Here is a 13544-nt window from a genome sequence, read left to right as displayed (position 1 = left end):
CAACAGTTTTCCACCAGGACCTTCAGGAGCAATAAATACTTCACCTCGATCTGGTACATAGGTATCCATCTCTAAAAATATGGGATACCGAACATCTGATCCAAATATTGTATCGAGGCTGTTTTCCTGTTCTGCACAGGACATGCACAGCACGAAAATACAGGACAAAAAAATCAGTAATTTGAAGTATTTACCTGTCACAATGTCGCTCCTAAAAAACAAAGGTAAGGGTAAGTCCAAGGGCTGCCGCACCGGAAATACTATAGAAGATATTACGCTGTCTCTCGAAATCATTTATCCAACCATCAAGATCACGAATCTCATGTTTCAATTGAGATCGCCTGTGTGGATCGGTGGTTCCGCTTAATTCCTCGATAAGCCCTTGCTGTGTGTCTATATCATCTTCCATCTCGTTATTACTGATAATTCCACCAATTAAGAACCCCGCAGAAACAACACTGAGGCCAATACGGACCGGACGACGTCCACGGCCAAACCTTTCACGAGAAACGTCTTGCCGACCATGTTCTTCAGATGATACTATCTCGTCAATAGGAATCATCTGATATGAATATTCCCGCACCGCCCCAGCTGCAACAGACAAGGTGTCATATACTGTCTCATACCCGCGGAGTGAAAGAGAAATAGGGTATGTATTTGGTGAAAGAAAATCGCTTTCAAACGGGGTCTTTCCCACGGAGGTTCCACGCAAAGAAACCTCTGCATTGGGAGGTGTTGTTTTAAGCGCCAGTTTCCCATACACCCGTTTCTTTACCAATGTTTCGAGGCGATTCACCGCTACAGGTATTGTTTCATCAAGAAAGGCTGAAAATGTTGTTGGATTAGCCTCGGTAACGGTGATCTCTTCCCCCGTGGAGACGTTGACAACGCGAAGAGATATTTGAAAGCGACCGCCTTCAGCAACACCACTGCCTACAACAATATATTCTGCACCATAGATACTCCCCATTTCCACAAGATCTTCGCCCCGTACCACACCACTGGTATGAAACTGAGACTCCTCCATGATACTACGCATATCGCTCCGGCTGATGGCCACAAACACATCCCGTCCACCAACTTCATCGCGTATTTTATCAGTAATCATTACACCCTGCCCCGCCGTGAGGCCCGTATACTCAATATCCATAATAGCAATACGATGACCACCATGGACAAAGAGAAACAGACAGATAATACACAGAAAAGATTTACTTGTTATCATGCTACATCCTTGCAAAATCTTATTTGTTGAATACGCTTCTTTTCGATTTTCTACACGATACATTCATATTATAACCCACTTTGGAAGAGCGCCTTTTCAAGAACAGGAATCACCATTTTCTTTCCCTGAGAATAAGCATATTCAGCCGCCGCTTCTTTTGTCGCACCATTTACCCTAATCTTTGGTACAGAAGCAGTCAGAACCTGCGTGTCGGTTTCTCTGCACTCAACGGAAAGGGTAAATAGAAGATCAACCGTCACAACCCCAAACTGTTCTCCGCGAAACCGTGTATCAGCAGTATAATAAAAGGTAAACTTCGACGAATCACGAGAAAGCATATATCCCTGTGTCGAGAGAAACTCCTGAAGAGAAGAAAACAACTCCTTATTTTTCTTTTCTTCGCCAAAAAAAGCCTCTTTCCCCACAAGCTGAATTGGTATAGGGGTTAACTCAAACACCACATTTGTGACGGGTGGAGACAAGAGATCCACCTCTGTAACAATACGCTCCCGGAACTCAGAGGAAAAACCAGATAAATATGGCTCAACATCTATGGATGCTTCTATGACAAGTTGTTCTGAAAACACTATCTCTTGCGGTCGTATCGCAATTTCCCCCTGTTCAGATGTTCGCATACGGGGAATAGAGGCATTTCCCTGGGTAATGGAAAAGCGTACAGGAATATGTGGTAAAGGCTGTTTCTCAGTCCATATGAGGGTCACCGGCGGGTGCGATGCAATGTTAGTCAGAGGCCCCCTATAGGGTGTCTCTGCAATAAAAGAAATATTATCGAAGAGCGTTTCTAAGACAGATTCTGTTCGCTCCGACACACGAGAAATATGACGGGAAAGATCTTCACCAACTCTGTTATCTTGCAGCATCTGCACCTCTGCAAAGGCCCGAGTGGCATGACCAAGAGCGCGGGATATTTCCCCTCGTTTCAAGAGAACACTGCTACGATCCAGCCGTTTTTCAATAGAGTACAGCTCTTCCTGTACAGCATGACGGCGCAGATACGGATGATCTCGCTCCATTCGATAGTACACCCAAATATCATCGGTAGACTCCCAAGTAGCTATGCGAGTGATATCTGGCAGTTGGGTGAGTGTGTCCAGAGAAATCCCCGTCTCCCTTGATATCTGCTTAAAGGCATCGCGGCGAGCCACATCAACACCGACCTCCGTAAGAGAGTGGCGACGTCCCCGTCCAATACCGATATACCACCCATCCTCTACCGGCCGCGATTCCACCCATGAGGGAGTGGCTATCTCCGAGCCGCAGGCGACGGAGCAGAATGATACACACCATAAGGGTGCCCAAAGAAGGAGCAGAATTTTCATACCCTAATATTCCTGTGGCAAAGATAATGATGTTCTAAAATACTATTCGCCACACTGTGTGAAATGACAAAATACACTATATTCCCACACAAAAATAACTCCCTATTCGTGTTGGTACTCTTTTTTCAACTATTGTGAGGAGTGAAAATCCTTATACAACAAACTTGGTTGAATCCCATTATTACCCTGATACTTACCGGACTCATAGCGTTCATAGTCTCCTTCAAGCGTGTGAAAATAGACTTGACATACCTCAATATTCGGATAAATACGAACGGGCTGTACGCAAAATATCTCAAGCGTCCAAAACCCCTTAAAACCAACATCCCCGAACCCTGCAGTCACATGCACAAACAAACCAAGACGCCCGATAGAAGAGCGCCCTTCAAGCATGGGAACCAAATTATCCGTCTCTGTATACTCAACGGTTCGACCCAAATAGAGCTTATCCGGCTCCAGAATCATACCTTTTTCCGGAATAACCACCTCTTCGGCAGCGTTTGGTTCACGCATATCGAGGGTATGATTGCGATATACCATCATCGTATTGTGCAAACGCAGATTATAGCTATTCGGATTTACCTGCGACGGAGTGAATGGATCGAGAACGATATCTGTTCCTAAGCGTTTTTCTATTTCACGTCCTGATAATATCATGTATCAACCCTTTCTCTAAAAAGACTACACGCCGTAAACCCCTAGTACGCTTCGAGATGATTCCACTCTGCATTTTCAATCCACTGCTGAGGACGCGCAACAAAATCCATCATGGCCTGCATTAGCTGTTCATGCTTCTCTTCTTCACCGATAATAACTCTAATAATGCGCTTTTGCTCTTCCGTTTCAGCCTCATCAAGAAGAGATGTATAAAACTCAATGGCATCACGTTCCATTTGCTTTGCCTGAGCATATACCTCAGATGAATATTCTAATTCTTCTTGAAGAGCCGGAAAATTGTCTTTTAGGCTATCAAAAGCACTCCGCGCATAGGCAATAGCATCATCGTCACTCTGCATATCAGCAGGTTCAGAGTTAGAAATCCTCATAAAGAAATTACGATGCTTCTCTTCTTGATTCTGCAAAAAAGTAAAAATCCCCGCAAGGGCCTCACTCTTTGTTTCCTTTGCACGAGCTTCAAAAAAGGCAATACCCTTGTTTTCCATTTCAATGGCCGTATTCCACACACTTTGCATAAGCCTATTCTCCAATTTTCAAACTAATATACTTTGATTGAATATAAATAATAATAAAAGGACACGACAAAAAAAACGCCATCAGCCTCTAAAGAGGTCTCGCACAGCACCATACATTCGAAGTACCCAGTTCTTGTTGTTCATCTCTTTTTTTGATGATTCGTCCTCATCATGAATAGACAGCTTGTTCATAGGGGCCAAGATATAACAATTAAGCTGGTCACACGACCTATGAATTGTTTCTACAAAGGTTTTGTCAAAATTCATATTGAGGTGTTTCATATTCTGTTCCAACAACTTCAAAATGCGTCGAGCTCCGCCGGGGGTGATAACGTAATTGCTGAGCCAAATATTAGGATATCGCTTTCGCGAAAAGGTAGGATGGACAACCTTGAGGATATCCGGAGCAACCTTTTTTCCCAAAGGACGTATGACATTCAAATTAAAAAAGTCTATGTCTCCGGGTATTTTTTCTATTTCACGATGTAGATTTTCTGCATAGTTGGCACGGAGAATTTCATCATCTTCAAAAACGTTACAGAGACACGCATCATTCTCTAACTGTCCAATTTTTTGCCACAACCGAATATGGGCAAGGGCAACACCGGCATAACCGGGGGCTGTAACACGAAAGGTTTTTCCAAAAAGAGAGACTGTATTCTTCTGGAGCAACGGCCCGGCATGACGTGTAAAGGAAAGTCCCTGCGCATCCATCTGCTGACGGAAACGTTCCAGACGATCCCCATCTTTATCCATATTAATAACGTAATATCTTATATCCATACTTCTCCTTATACGATCTGAGATCCTTTGTAAAACCCCTTCATTACAATCACTCTTTATCTGTCTCTTCCCGTTCCCACGGTGCCGGAACAGGGTAGTAGCGGTGCAGAAAGCGCTGCATCCGTACCCGATCCATATCCGTAGTGGATCCATTATCATTAATACAGAAAAAGGCCGGCCGTAACCACGAGATTGCTCCATACTCCACTCTATTTACAACGGAGTCCCGCGGAGATATTTTGATATAGTCGAACCGAGAAAGAAAGGAGGCTCCTCTCCGTCTCATACGGTAGCACATCTCATGTGGCACCGTCCCTTTCATATGAGCATAGAATGACACCAGATTTAAAAAGTGAATCCCGTGACGAGACCGAAACTGATGATGCAAGGTTGGTTCTATATACTGCCAAAACCGTGCTTCAACCGTGCGCACCTGCGGTGTATAAAAAACACGTGGTGTATGTTTGGGTTCATGCAAATCCAACCAACCGGTCTCATCATATAAAATCTTACGTGTATAATTCATTCTGCTAAAATACTGGCTTTGAGTTGCACGGGAACGGTCTTGAATCAGCTCACAAACATGCTCTTCTCTCATGGCGGGGGGGAAAAAGAGTTTTGGAGCCCCTTCGGGGTGAAAAAAAACGATTTTTCTACAGACCGACCAATAAAAAAATCATCGTTCAGGTAAATCCAATGTGACGCCAAATCCGGGATATGGTGTAATCGACACTCGATAGCGCTTGAATTAAAGCAGGGAAGGGTTCCTTCTTCTTGAAAGATCTCTTGATGATCAATTATTTCCACTCGAGGGTCATCGAGGCACAGCCACGGAGGTATTTGCTGATCCGTTACAATAAAGATCTTGCGAAACCATGGACAATACGTATAAATTGAGCGCAAGGAGTATCGGAGCTCATCACTATTTACAAAGCGGCATGATTCTACTGCAGCAGCCTCCACGGTAGAGCCCCCCAGCGCACGCTGTTTTCGCCGCTGCCACGCAGGATCTTGATCGTTTACCCAGGTATATACAAAATCGACCGGGAGCGTATCGAGATACCTCATTCGGTCTGCTCACGATATGAAATAAGTGCTCCCGTGGGAGATAAGGAAAATCGGTTGTTTCGCAACGCCTCCGTATGAACCACCCCTAATTGCGCGGGAATTCGTTCTAAATGCAACAGCTGTGCCATGATCATCCGATGCCATCCTCCAGCACCAAAAAGGGGAAGACCATGACGATCGATATGTATGAGAACACCGCCATACTCTCGAAAAGCCCTCTTCCCCTTCAACTGTTTCTGCGTTTTAAACTCCCCCCCCGATTGAAGAGAGGAAAACAAGGCATCAACCCCGGCATATCGTTCTTCCACATCACTCCAAGAAGCACAGCCATCTGGCGAGCTATGACGGGAAAAGCGCCGTGCAAAACTCTCATACACACCGCTTTCACTCCACGGAGTATTTTGAATAAAATGACGATAGCATGCGCGATACTTGTCCGATTCTTCAATCCTGCTCACCCGAATATCCCAATCTCCCCCCATAACTTTTCCGGTAAAGCGGCGTTTCATTCCGGTTTTAGAGTAACTCGTGTAGTAAGTAATCTTTCGGGGATCAATATAAATACGCTGCGCCGAAAGAGGGCAGGAACCACCATACCGTACAGTATTGTAAAGGTCACGAAGATAAAATTGGCTCTTCTTAAAGGTCATAAAAAGACTCTCGCCCATCCTGTGGGCCAACGGTCTCATGATATATATCTCCACGGGGACAGCAGTTACTCTTCCAACGTTACATAAAAGGAAATAAGAGATCCTTCAACAAAATCTACCCTTCAGAATGAGTTTGGTCAAGCTGTACCACATTGGAAGTTCCTCCTTCTACAAAGGATTGCTCAGAAATCCGTGTTAACACAGCCTTTTGGGAAAAGTCTTTGAGGCTATCCGCCCCCACATTACACATGGTAGATCGTAGTTTTGCCAAGGTAACATCCAGCACCTCCGACAAAGGCCCTGAAGCAGGAACATAAGCATCAACCCCCTCTTCAAACTTCATCTTACCGCTGGAATTTTTCTCATCGCTATACCGCTGCCAATTGCGTGCACGGTTTGACCCTTCTCCCCAGTACGCTTTGTACCGTTGACCGCGAATAGAAAGCTTTTCCGTGGGAGACTCATCGGTCATGGCAAAATAGCGGCCCATCATGACAAAATCGGCCCCCATGGCCGTAGCAATAATAATTTGCGTATCATTGGAGAGGCCCCCATCTGAACAGATGGGTACATAGACGCCGGTCTTTTCATAATATTCATCACGTGCAGCAGCCACCTCAAGCACAGCCGATGCCTGGCCACGGCCAATACCTTTTTGCTCACGGGTAATGCAAATAGAGCCGCCGCCGATCCCAACTTTTACAAAGTCAAGCTGGGCCTCTTCTGCAAGATACCGAAACCCATCGGCCGAAACAACATTACCACCCCCCACAACAAGGGAGTCGCCATATTTTTCTCGAATCCACAATGCGCAATCACGCTGATACTCTGAATACCCATCAGAAGAATCAATTGTCAGAACATCTACGCCCGCCGCAACAAGAGCAGGTACACGCTCTTTATAATCGTGCGTGTTAATACCAGCTGCTGCAATTAAACGTTTCTCAGAATCGATCAGTTCAAGAGGATTATCCGTGTGTTCAATAAAGTCTTTCCGAAATACCAAAGAATCAAGATGCCCCTCTGCGTTAATAACAGGCAGACAGTCTTTCCGATATTTTCGCAACAAGCAATTTGCCTCATGAAGAGACACACCCGAATGGGCTAAATAAACGTTCTCCACAGGGGTCATATAGGCAGAAACAGGGCGAGATAAATCGTCCTCCTTAACCCAGTAATCCTTATCTGTAACAATCCCTAAAAAACGACCTGTGGCTGAACCATCATCAGTAACGGCAACCGTGGAGTGTCCCGTCTGAGCAATCTTCTCCAACACCGCCGACAAGGGAGTATCCGGGGTTGCATTGGTGTCGCTGAGAACAAACCCAGCCTTATATTTTTTTACTGCTCGCACCATGGCAGCCTGATCATCTATGGACTGCGAGGCAAAAATAAAGGCGGCTCCCCCTTTACGAGCCAAGGCGGTCGCCATATCAACTCCAGACACCGCTTGCATAGACGCAGAAACGAAGGGGATATTCAAAGATAACCGCGGGGTTTCTCCCGTACCATAGCGTGAGATTGGTGTACATAAAGACACCTTCGCCGGAGAAGCTGTACGCTTTGTCAATCCGGGGAGAAGCAAATATTCGGAAAACGTTCTGGACACATCGGAGATTACTTTTGCCATAACACCATACGATCTGTTAAAAATATTAAAGTGACTAGTATCGATATATATAGGCCTATTGCCCCGCCATTAGTAATCAGTTTATCCCGCATAATTAATATGGTGGTATTCCGCCTGCTCTGTTCAGCCTTCTGCAAGACAGCGTGGCATCCCGCAACAGAGTCGGTTACCTCGGATAAATTGTTCGGTAAACGCCATACAACGCGAGGCAATAGGTTATTTTTCGCAAAATTAGCAGGCGATTCCTATCATAATATAATTTCTACGAACAACCATTTCAAGTAACAAGATAGCAAAAAAATTAAAAATCAACCCTGAGGTTCAGGATATGAGTAAATTTAAGGTAACAGGAAAAAAACGGCTTTCAGGGAAACTGGCGATATCCGGAAATAAGAACGAAGCCCTTCCTCTCATTGCTGCTGCCCTGTTGACGAAGAAAAAAACCGTTCTTACCAATGTTCCTGCCATTGGAGACGTGGAAGGAATGTGTGCTATTGCAACACATCTTGGTGCTCTCATTGAGACAAAGGACCACACCGTCACAATTCACTCAGATCATATACGTACAGCAACCCTTCCCCTTGAACTCTCTCAGAAAATACGCGGATCTATCCTCTTTGCCTCGACCCTGCTGGTTCGAACAGGAGAAGCAATTATCCCCCAACCCGGCGGAGACAGGATTGGTCGCCGGCGTATTGATACTCACTTTCTTGTTTTTGAAAAACTCGGTGCACGTATCAGCTCACAGCGAAAAATGACAGAAAGCGGAGATGAATGCTTTACCTACATACTTACTGCGCCACAGGGGCTTATTGGAACAGATATTTACCTCGATGAGGCCTCCGTTACCGCCACAGAAAATGCCCTCATTGCTGCGTCGGGAGCACAGGGCACTACCACCATAACAAATGCAGCCTGTGAACCCCACGTGCAGGGGTTATGCCGTTTTCTACAAAAGTGTGGTGTAAAAATAGAAGGAATCGGCTCAAATATTCTGAAAATTCACGGGACCGAATCGTATGATTCGGTACAGCACCGTTTGGGCTGTGATTACATTGAAGCAGGGTCATTTATCTCGCTGGCTGCTTGTACAAATTCAGACATAACCCTTACAAATGTAGACCTTTCTGTAATGGGGCTGATACTCTACCAGTTCCGTCGATTGGGTATTACCGTAAGCACGGACTGCGAAAATGGGATGATTCATATACCAGATAATCAGGATATGCGTATTAAGAATGATTTGGGCGGAGCTATCCCCCGTATAGCCGACTCACCGTGGCCGGGATTTCCAGCTGATCTTACCTCTATCATGCTTATTACGGCAACCCAAGCGGCAGGCACCTGCCTCATCCATGAGAAAATGTTTGAATCACGTCTGTTCTTTACAGACAGCCTTATCTCCATGGGCGCACAGATTATTCTCTGCGATCCTCACAGGGCTGTAATTGTCGGACCTGCAAAGCTGTCCGGCGCATCAATATCTTCGCCGGATATACGTGCGGGGATGGCCCTGCTTATTGCTGCTCTTTCTGCTGAAGGAGACAGTGTGATTCATAATATCGAACAAATACATCGGGGATACGAAGATATTGACCTTCGACTCAATGCCCTGGGAGCTGATATACAACGGTAGCAAAAGGAGTTGCCATGGAAAAACGCTATGATGCGCTTATACTCGGCGCTGGTCTCGGTGGTCTCTTTGCAGGTGCAAAGCTTGCAAAGGAGGGAAAGTCAGTCCTTGTGTTGGAAAAACACACCATCCCCGGTGGCTATGCCTCCGTATTTAAACGCAAGGGGTACACCTTTGAGGCAAGCCTGCACGCCCTCAACGACGTCACCACACCGAGCAGTCAAAACTATAAGATATTCAATGAGTTCGGTCTCATGGACTCACTCAACTTTTTCCGAGTACCGGAATTCTTTGCACTTCGCGGAAAAAATGTGGACATTACTATTTCTGACAGCCTCACCGGTATTCGTGAGGATCTGCTTGCCACATTTCCCGATGAAGCAAAGGCGATTGACACCTATCTTACCACAGTTGAGAAAATTTATCATCAGATTAGAAAATATAAACAACTCGGGTGGAAACTTTTTCTTCTTGGGCCGTTCATTCCCCTTGTCTTTCGTCAAATGATCGGCAATCTCCGTAAGAGCACCGGTGCCTTTATGGATGAACTTACCGACAATGAAGATCTCAAAATTACCCTGTGCGCCCTCACTCACTACTGGCACCATGATCCATACAAATACAGCTTTGTGCATCATTGTGCAGCAACGGGGAGTTATCTTTCCGGTGGAGCTGCTTTTCTGGAAGAGGGTTCTTTTGGTATTTCAAAACATCTTGCCTCCTATATACAGGCACACGGCGGAGAGATCCGCTATGGCGTAGAAGTGCAAAAAACCCTTGTTTCCAAAGGGGTTGCCGAAGGTGCTGTGTATTACGATCTCACAACGAAACAACGCAACACTGCGTATGGTACCCATATTGTGGCCAATATACCCTATCCCCTCCTAGTGCAATCTCTTCCCGAAGAGTACCAAGACACATTTACTGATCGCTACGGGGCCTACTCCCTCAGCAGCTCCATGTTCTGCCTCTATTTCGGTTTACAAAACCCCTTACGAGAACTGGGCGGCACCAAATACTCCACCATTATCCTTCCAGATGAAGTTACCTCTCTGCGCGACTTCAAATCATACTATCTCTCGGAAGACTACGGCAGCCGCATCATGGATCTTACTGACTACAGTATTTTGGACCGATTTGACCCTGCAGATAAACCAACAGCAACAGTGGTGGTAATTGACACGATGGATGCATGGAAAAACCTCTCCCATGAGGCCTATGCAGCAAAAAAAGAGAAACATACGGAAGAGATACTCTCACGATTAGAGAAATTCCTCCCAGGGTTCCGAGATAACCTCACCCATGTGGAAGGAGCAACCCCACTCACCAATCAGCGCTATACGTCCAATCCTGATGGAGCTATTTACGGCTATGCGCAGGATGTAAAGCAAATGGGGCCCTTCCGTCCCAAGGAGGAAACCCCTGTAAAGAATCTCTATGTTGCTTCCGGGTGGGGCTCACCCGGTGGGGGTATGACGGCTGTAGCAAAAGCGGGGTACAGCACGGCCACACGCATCCTAAAAAATAAGCCTTTTACGGAAGAGAGTTTTACGCTCTCTTCTTTTTTTGTAGACATGGGAAGAGCTTCTGTGTATATTTATACATTACCAAGGAGATTTACTATGTCAAAAATCAAAAAAATGTGTAAAGTAAAAGGTTTCAAAGAGGCGAAAGAGGAGCTTTTGCAGGAAGTGGCAAACCCAAAATACATCTGCAAGAAGTGTCTCCGTGTTTCCTCTAACGAAAAAAAAGTGTGCAAATCAAAGGAAATATAATTCCCTCAAAGAAATTACGAGCCCTGAGGGAAGGCCTCCTTTTTAAAGCCATCCTCGGACGCACGAAGAAGACGGTCGTTTATGGCACGTCCCAAACCGGTGAAAGGAATAGTCTCAACCAATATTGCCGAAAGGTCGTATTCATCGAAGGAACGCATAAAGGCGTATAGATTGCGTGCTGCTTCTGTGAGATTCCCCGTGCAAGAGAGATTCTGTACAACCTCATAACCGTGGCGGTTCCCCTCTGGGCCAAAGGCTAACAATCCCAGGGAAGCACCTTGGGGAAAATCTGACTGCTGCGCATTCAGATACAAGGGTGTTTGCGGTGCATAATGACGCAGAGAACGTCCCGGAGCTTTTTTTTCATCCCCCTTTGATGGTGCGGTACGCACAGGACCGATACACGCCTCTACCTCTTCAATAGAAACTCCTCCCGCACGATAGACAACCGGTGGGTCTTCGCAAAACGAAACAATGGTCGATTCGACGCCCACATGACACGCTCCACCTTCCACAATGGCATCAATTCTTCCGGAAAGCATTTGTTCAACCGCAGCAGCTGTTGTTGGGCTGGTATGACTAAAGAGATTAGCACTGGGTGCCGCCACGACGCACCCGGAACGTTCTATCAATGTGTGCGCAAGTTCATTCCTCGGTATGCGGACCCCAACGGTAGGAAGGCCTGCGGTGACCACATCGGGGACACACTCTTTTTTGGGAAGAATTGCCGTAAACGGTCCCGGCCAAAATGCTTCAAAAGCTTTTAGGGCTTTCTCAGGAATGTCCGCAGCAACACGAGAAACATCGTGCAGAGTGGCAAGATGCACAATAAGCGGATCAAAGGAGGGACGTTTTTTGGCCGTAAATATGGAGCGAGCCGCCGCCGCATCTAAGGCGTTTGCACCAAGACCATACACTGTTTCGGTGGGGAAGGCAACAAGCCCTCCCGTACGAATAATATCCGCGGCGGTATCAATTTCATGGGGAGAAAGAAGTTTCGTAGTACGGGCTGGCATAAAACGCCTCCTATTCATTGTGGGAAAAGAACGAAATCAATGCACGATTTATCTGCTCATACTGTTCATAATTCAGAGTGTGTCCCGTTTCTTCAAGGGGGATGTATTGTACCGACTCAAAGGTTTCAAGCACAGAAAGGTGATTTTCTATGGGCAATACACGATCAAGGGTTCCCCATAGAAGCAACACGGGATGGTGAAGTTTCTCTGCCTCGGCATAGATCTCTCCAACCTTATCCCTGTCACGATTTGTAATAGCAGAAGCAAAGGCTTTCTCCACTCCGCGATAGTGAAACTGCCGACGCATTTTTTCCTTCAGCGGGGCAAGCTGTTCAGCACGCTGTCGCTCAAAATCTCGATGAGAGAATGTGCAATAAGCCCGATTTAAAAAGCCAGTCACCACTTCAAAGAACGATCGTTTTTCCGTGGAGGGAGTAACCGGAGCCAATAAAGATATGCTTTGTATAAGATCCGGATTCCTGTTCGCAAAGGAGATGACAATAGGGCCCCCAAGGGATAATCCCACCATATGTACCGGGTCTGTAATATCCAGATACGCAAGAAGGCTTTCCGTTTGCTCTACAAATAAGTCAAAAGTATAGGTAGTATCGGGGCGACTCGAAAAACCACGCCCATACTGATCAAAGGCAATAACGCGGTACCCTGCGTCTACAAGGGCGGGGATGTTTTTCTCCCAGATTACACTGTAATAAAGAGAACCGTGAACCAATACAACCACGGGAGCATCTTGCGCTCCGTGTGATTCATAATAGGTGTATCCCCCGGGAAGATGGGCAATAGATCCGGGACGTTCATTTTTTGCGTGAGATGCCTTAATCTCCGGACGACTCCTGCCCCAGAAAAAGAGTCCTATCACCACCACTGCAAGGGAAAAAGCTCCCCCCAGAAAGGCTCGGTACACAAGGCGTTTCATAAGCTACCTCATACTACTCAGACAAGCTTCGATGGGTTCCATCACAGTACGGAGGATTTTTTGTCTGCTTGCACTGACACAGGGATACTTTTTTTTGTTCAGTGAGAGTCACTATGTACGGTGCAAAGTCTGTTCCGACATGGGAACCATCACAAAATGGCTGATTCTCCGACTTTCCGCAACTACACCATGAATACGTTCCAGGGTCTAAAGTAAGGCGAGCAGGTTCGGTTTTCGCAACGATTGGTTTTTTCATGGTCCCTCCTTAAATAACTTTACAGGACTACGCCGTAAATA

General features: G+C 46.1%; 14 protein-coding genes. 2 read left to right on the top strand and 12 right to left on the bottom strand.

The genetic code is table 11. The features are described from left to right. Positions 1–211: 211 nt before the first annotated feature. The 9 genes from CALK_RS08460 to CALK_RS08420 form a co-directional block, all read right to left on the bottom strand. Complete coding sequence (locus CALK_RS08460) at positions 212–1225, bottom strand: PEGA domain-containing protein (protein ID WP_022637266.1); 1014 nt, start codon at positions 1223–1225, stop codon at positions 212–214. Between the two features lie 68 nt (positions 1226–1293). Further along, positions 1294–2565 (bottom strand): hypothetical protein, encoded by a 1272-nt coding sequence (locus CALK_RS08455; RefSeq protein ID WP_022637265.1) that lies wholly within the window; start codon positions 2563–2565, stop codon positions 1294–1296. Positions 2566–2694: 129 nt separating this feature from the next. After that, on the bottom strand, positions 2695–3222 hold the full coding sequence (gene dcd / locus CALK_RS08450) for a dCTP deaminase (RefSeq protein WP_022637264.1): 528 nt from the start codon (positions 3220–3222) through the stop codon (positions 2695–2697). A 41-nt stretch (positions 3223–3263) separates the two neighbouring features. Then, entirely contained in the window at positions 3264–3758 is a 495-nt protein-coding gene (locus CALK_RS08445) for a ferritin-like domain-containing protein (RefSeq protein WP_022637263.1), read from the bottom strand. Between the two features lie 81 nt (positions 3759–3839). After that, positions 3840–4541: a glycosyltransferase family 25 protein gene (locus tag CALK_RS08440; protein WP_022637262.1), complete on the bottom strand. Its 702-nt coding sequence runs from the start codon at positions 4539–4541 to the stop codon at positions 3840–3842. Positions 4542–4590: 49 nt separating this feature from the next. Next, positions 4591–5019 (bottom strand): hypothetical protein, encoded by a 429-nt coding sequence (locus CALK_RS08435; protein WP_204365306.1) that lies wholly within the window; start codon positions 5017–5019, stop codon positions 4591–4593. 116 nt (positions 5020–5135) lie between these two features. Then, positions 5136–5609: a stealth family protein gene (locus tag CALK_RS08430; protein WP_022637260.1), complete on the bottom strand. Its 474-nt coding sequence runs from the start codon at positions 5607–5609 to the stop codon at positions 5136–5138. After that, positions 5606–6259 (bottom strand): hypothetical protein, encoded by a 654-nt coding sequence (locus CALK_RS08425; protein ID WP_022637259.1) that lies wholly within the window; start codon positions 6257–6259, stop codon positions 5606–5608. The genes CALK_RS08430 and CALK_RS08425 overlap by 4 nt, the downstream gene beginning before the upstream one ends. 115 nt (positions 6260–6374) lie before the next feature. Then, the gene (locus CALK_RS08420; protein ID WP_022637258.1) at positions 6375–7889 is read right to left on the bottom strand and encodes an IMP dehydrogenase; all 1515 of its coding nucleotides are present in this window, start codon (positions 7887–7889) and stop codon (positions 6375–6377) included. Between the two features lie 328 nt (positions 7890–8217). Here CALK_RS08420 and murA point away from each other — a divergent pair, with 328 nt between their 5' ends. Continuing rightward, entirely contained in the window at positions 8218–9525 is a 1308-nt protein-coding gene (murA, locus tag CALK_RS08415; protein WP_022637257.1) for a UDP-N-acetylglucosamine 1-carboxyvinyltransferase, read from the top strand. Between the two features lie 14 nt (positions 9526–9539). Then, the gene (locus CALK_RS08410; RefSeq protein ID WP_022637256.1) at positions 9540–11297 is read left to right on the top strand and encodes a phytoene desaturase family protein; all 1758 of its coding nucleotides are present in this window, start codon (positions 9540–9542) and stop codon (positions 11295–11297) included. Positions 11298–11311: 14 nt separating this feature from the next. Here CALK_RS08410 and CALK_RS08405 read toward each other — a convergent pair whose 3' ends face one another. Genes CALK_RS08405 through CALK_RS08395 form a run of 3 tightly spaced genes read right to left on the bottom strand, consistent with a single transcriptional unit; the run spans position 11312 to position 13503 of the window. Continuing rightward, positions 11312–12313 carry an L-threonylcarbamoyladenylate synthase gene (locus CALK_RS08405; RefSeq protein WP_022637255.1) on the bottom strand — a complete coding sequence of 334 codons (1002 nt, stop codon included), beginning with the start codon at positions 12311–12313 and terminating at the stop codon, positions 11312–11314. Between the two features lie 10 nt (positions 12314–12323). Then, positions 12324–13247, bottom strand: coding sequence for an alpha/beta fold hydrolase (locus CALK_RS12280; RefSeq protein WP_022637254.1), 924 nt, complete (start codon positions 13245–13247; stop codon positions 12324–12326). Positions 13248–13260: 13 nt separating this feature from the next. Beyond that, the gene (locus CALK_RS08395) at positions 13261–13503 is read right to left on the bottom strand and encodes a CDGSH iron-sulfur domain-containing protein (RefSeq protein WP_022637253.1); all 243 of its coding nucleotides are present in this window, start codon (positions 13501–13503) and stop codon (positions 13261–13263) included. Between the last annotated feature and the right edge of the window lie 41 nt (positions 13504–13544).

The organism is Chitinivibrio alkaliphilus ACht1 (assembly GCF_000474745.1).
Taxonomy (GTDB): Bacteria; Fibrobacterota; Chitinivibrionia; order Chitinivibrionales; family Chitinivibrionaceae; genus Chitinivibrio; species Chitinivibrio alkaliphilus.
The sequence above is the reverse complement of the archived record's forward strand: the minus strand, read 5'-3'. Positions and strand labels throughout refer to the sequence as shown.

Excerpts from the sequence above, each read along its gene's own strand:
- CALK_RS08460 (WP_022637266.1), bottom strand. The coding sequence starts at position 1,225 with ATGATAACAAGTAAATCTTTTCTGTGTATTATCTGTCTGTTTCTCTTT.
- CALK_RS08455 (WP_022637265.1), bottom strand. The coding sequence starts at position 2,565 with ATGAAAATTCTGCTCCTTCTTTGGGCACCCTTATGGTGTGTATCATTC.
- dcd (WP_022637264.1), bottom strand. The coding sequence starts at position 3,222 with ATGATATTATCAGGACGTGAAATAGAAAAACGCTTAGGAACAGATATC.
- CALK_RS08445 (WP_022637263.1), bottom strand. The coding sequence starts at position 3,758 with ATGCAAAGTGTGTGGAATACGGCCATTGAAATGGAAAACAAGGGTATT.
- CALK_RS08440 (WP_022637262.1), bottom strand. The coding sequence starts at position 4,541 with ATGGATATAAGATATTACGTTATTAATATGGATAAAGATGGGGATCGT.
- CALK_RS08430 (WP_022637260.1), bottom strand. The coding sequence starts at position 5,609 with ATGAGGTATCTCGATACGCTCCCGGTCGATTTTGTATATACCTGGGTA.
- CALK_RS08425 (WP_022637259.1), bottom strand. The coding sequence starts at position 6,259 with ATGACCTTTAAGAAGAGCCAATTTTATCTTCGTGACCTTTACAATACT.
- CALK_RS08420 (WP_022637258.1), bottom strand. The coding sequence starts at position 7,889 with ATGGCAAAAGTAATCTCCGATGTGTCCAGAACGTTTTCCGAATATTTG.
- murA (WP_022637257.1), top strand. The coding sequence starts at position 8,218 with ATGAGTAAATTTAAGGTAACAGGAAAAAAACGGCTTTCAGGGAAACTG.
- CALK_RS08410 (WP_022637256.1), top strand. The coding sequence starts at position 9,540 with ATGGAAAAACGCTATGATGCGCTTATACTCGGCGCTGGTCTCGGTGGT.
- CALK_RS08405 (WP_022637255.1), bottom strand. The coding sequence starts at position 12,313 with ATGCCAGCCCGTACTACGAAACTTCTTTCTCCCCATGAAATTGATACC.
- CALK_RS12280 (WP_022637254.1), bottom strand. The coding sequence starts at position 13,247 with ATGAAACGCCTTGTGTACCGAGCCTTTCTGGGGGGAGCTTTTTCCCTT.
- CALK_RS08395 (WP_022637253.1), bottom strand. The coding sequence starts at position 13,503 with ATGAAAAAACCAATCGTTGCGAAAACCGAACCTGCTCGCCTTACTTTA.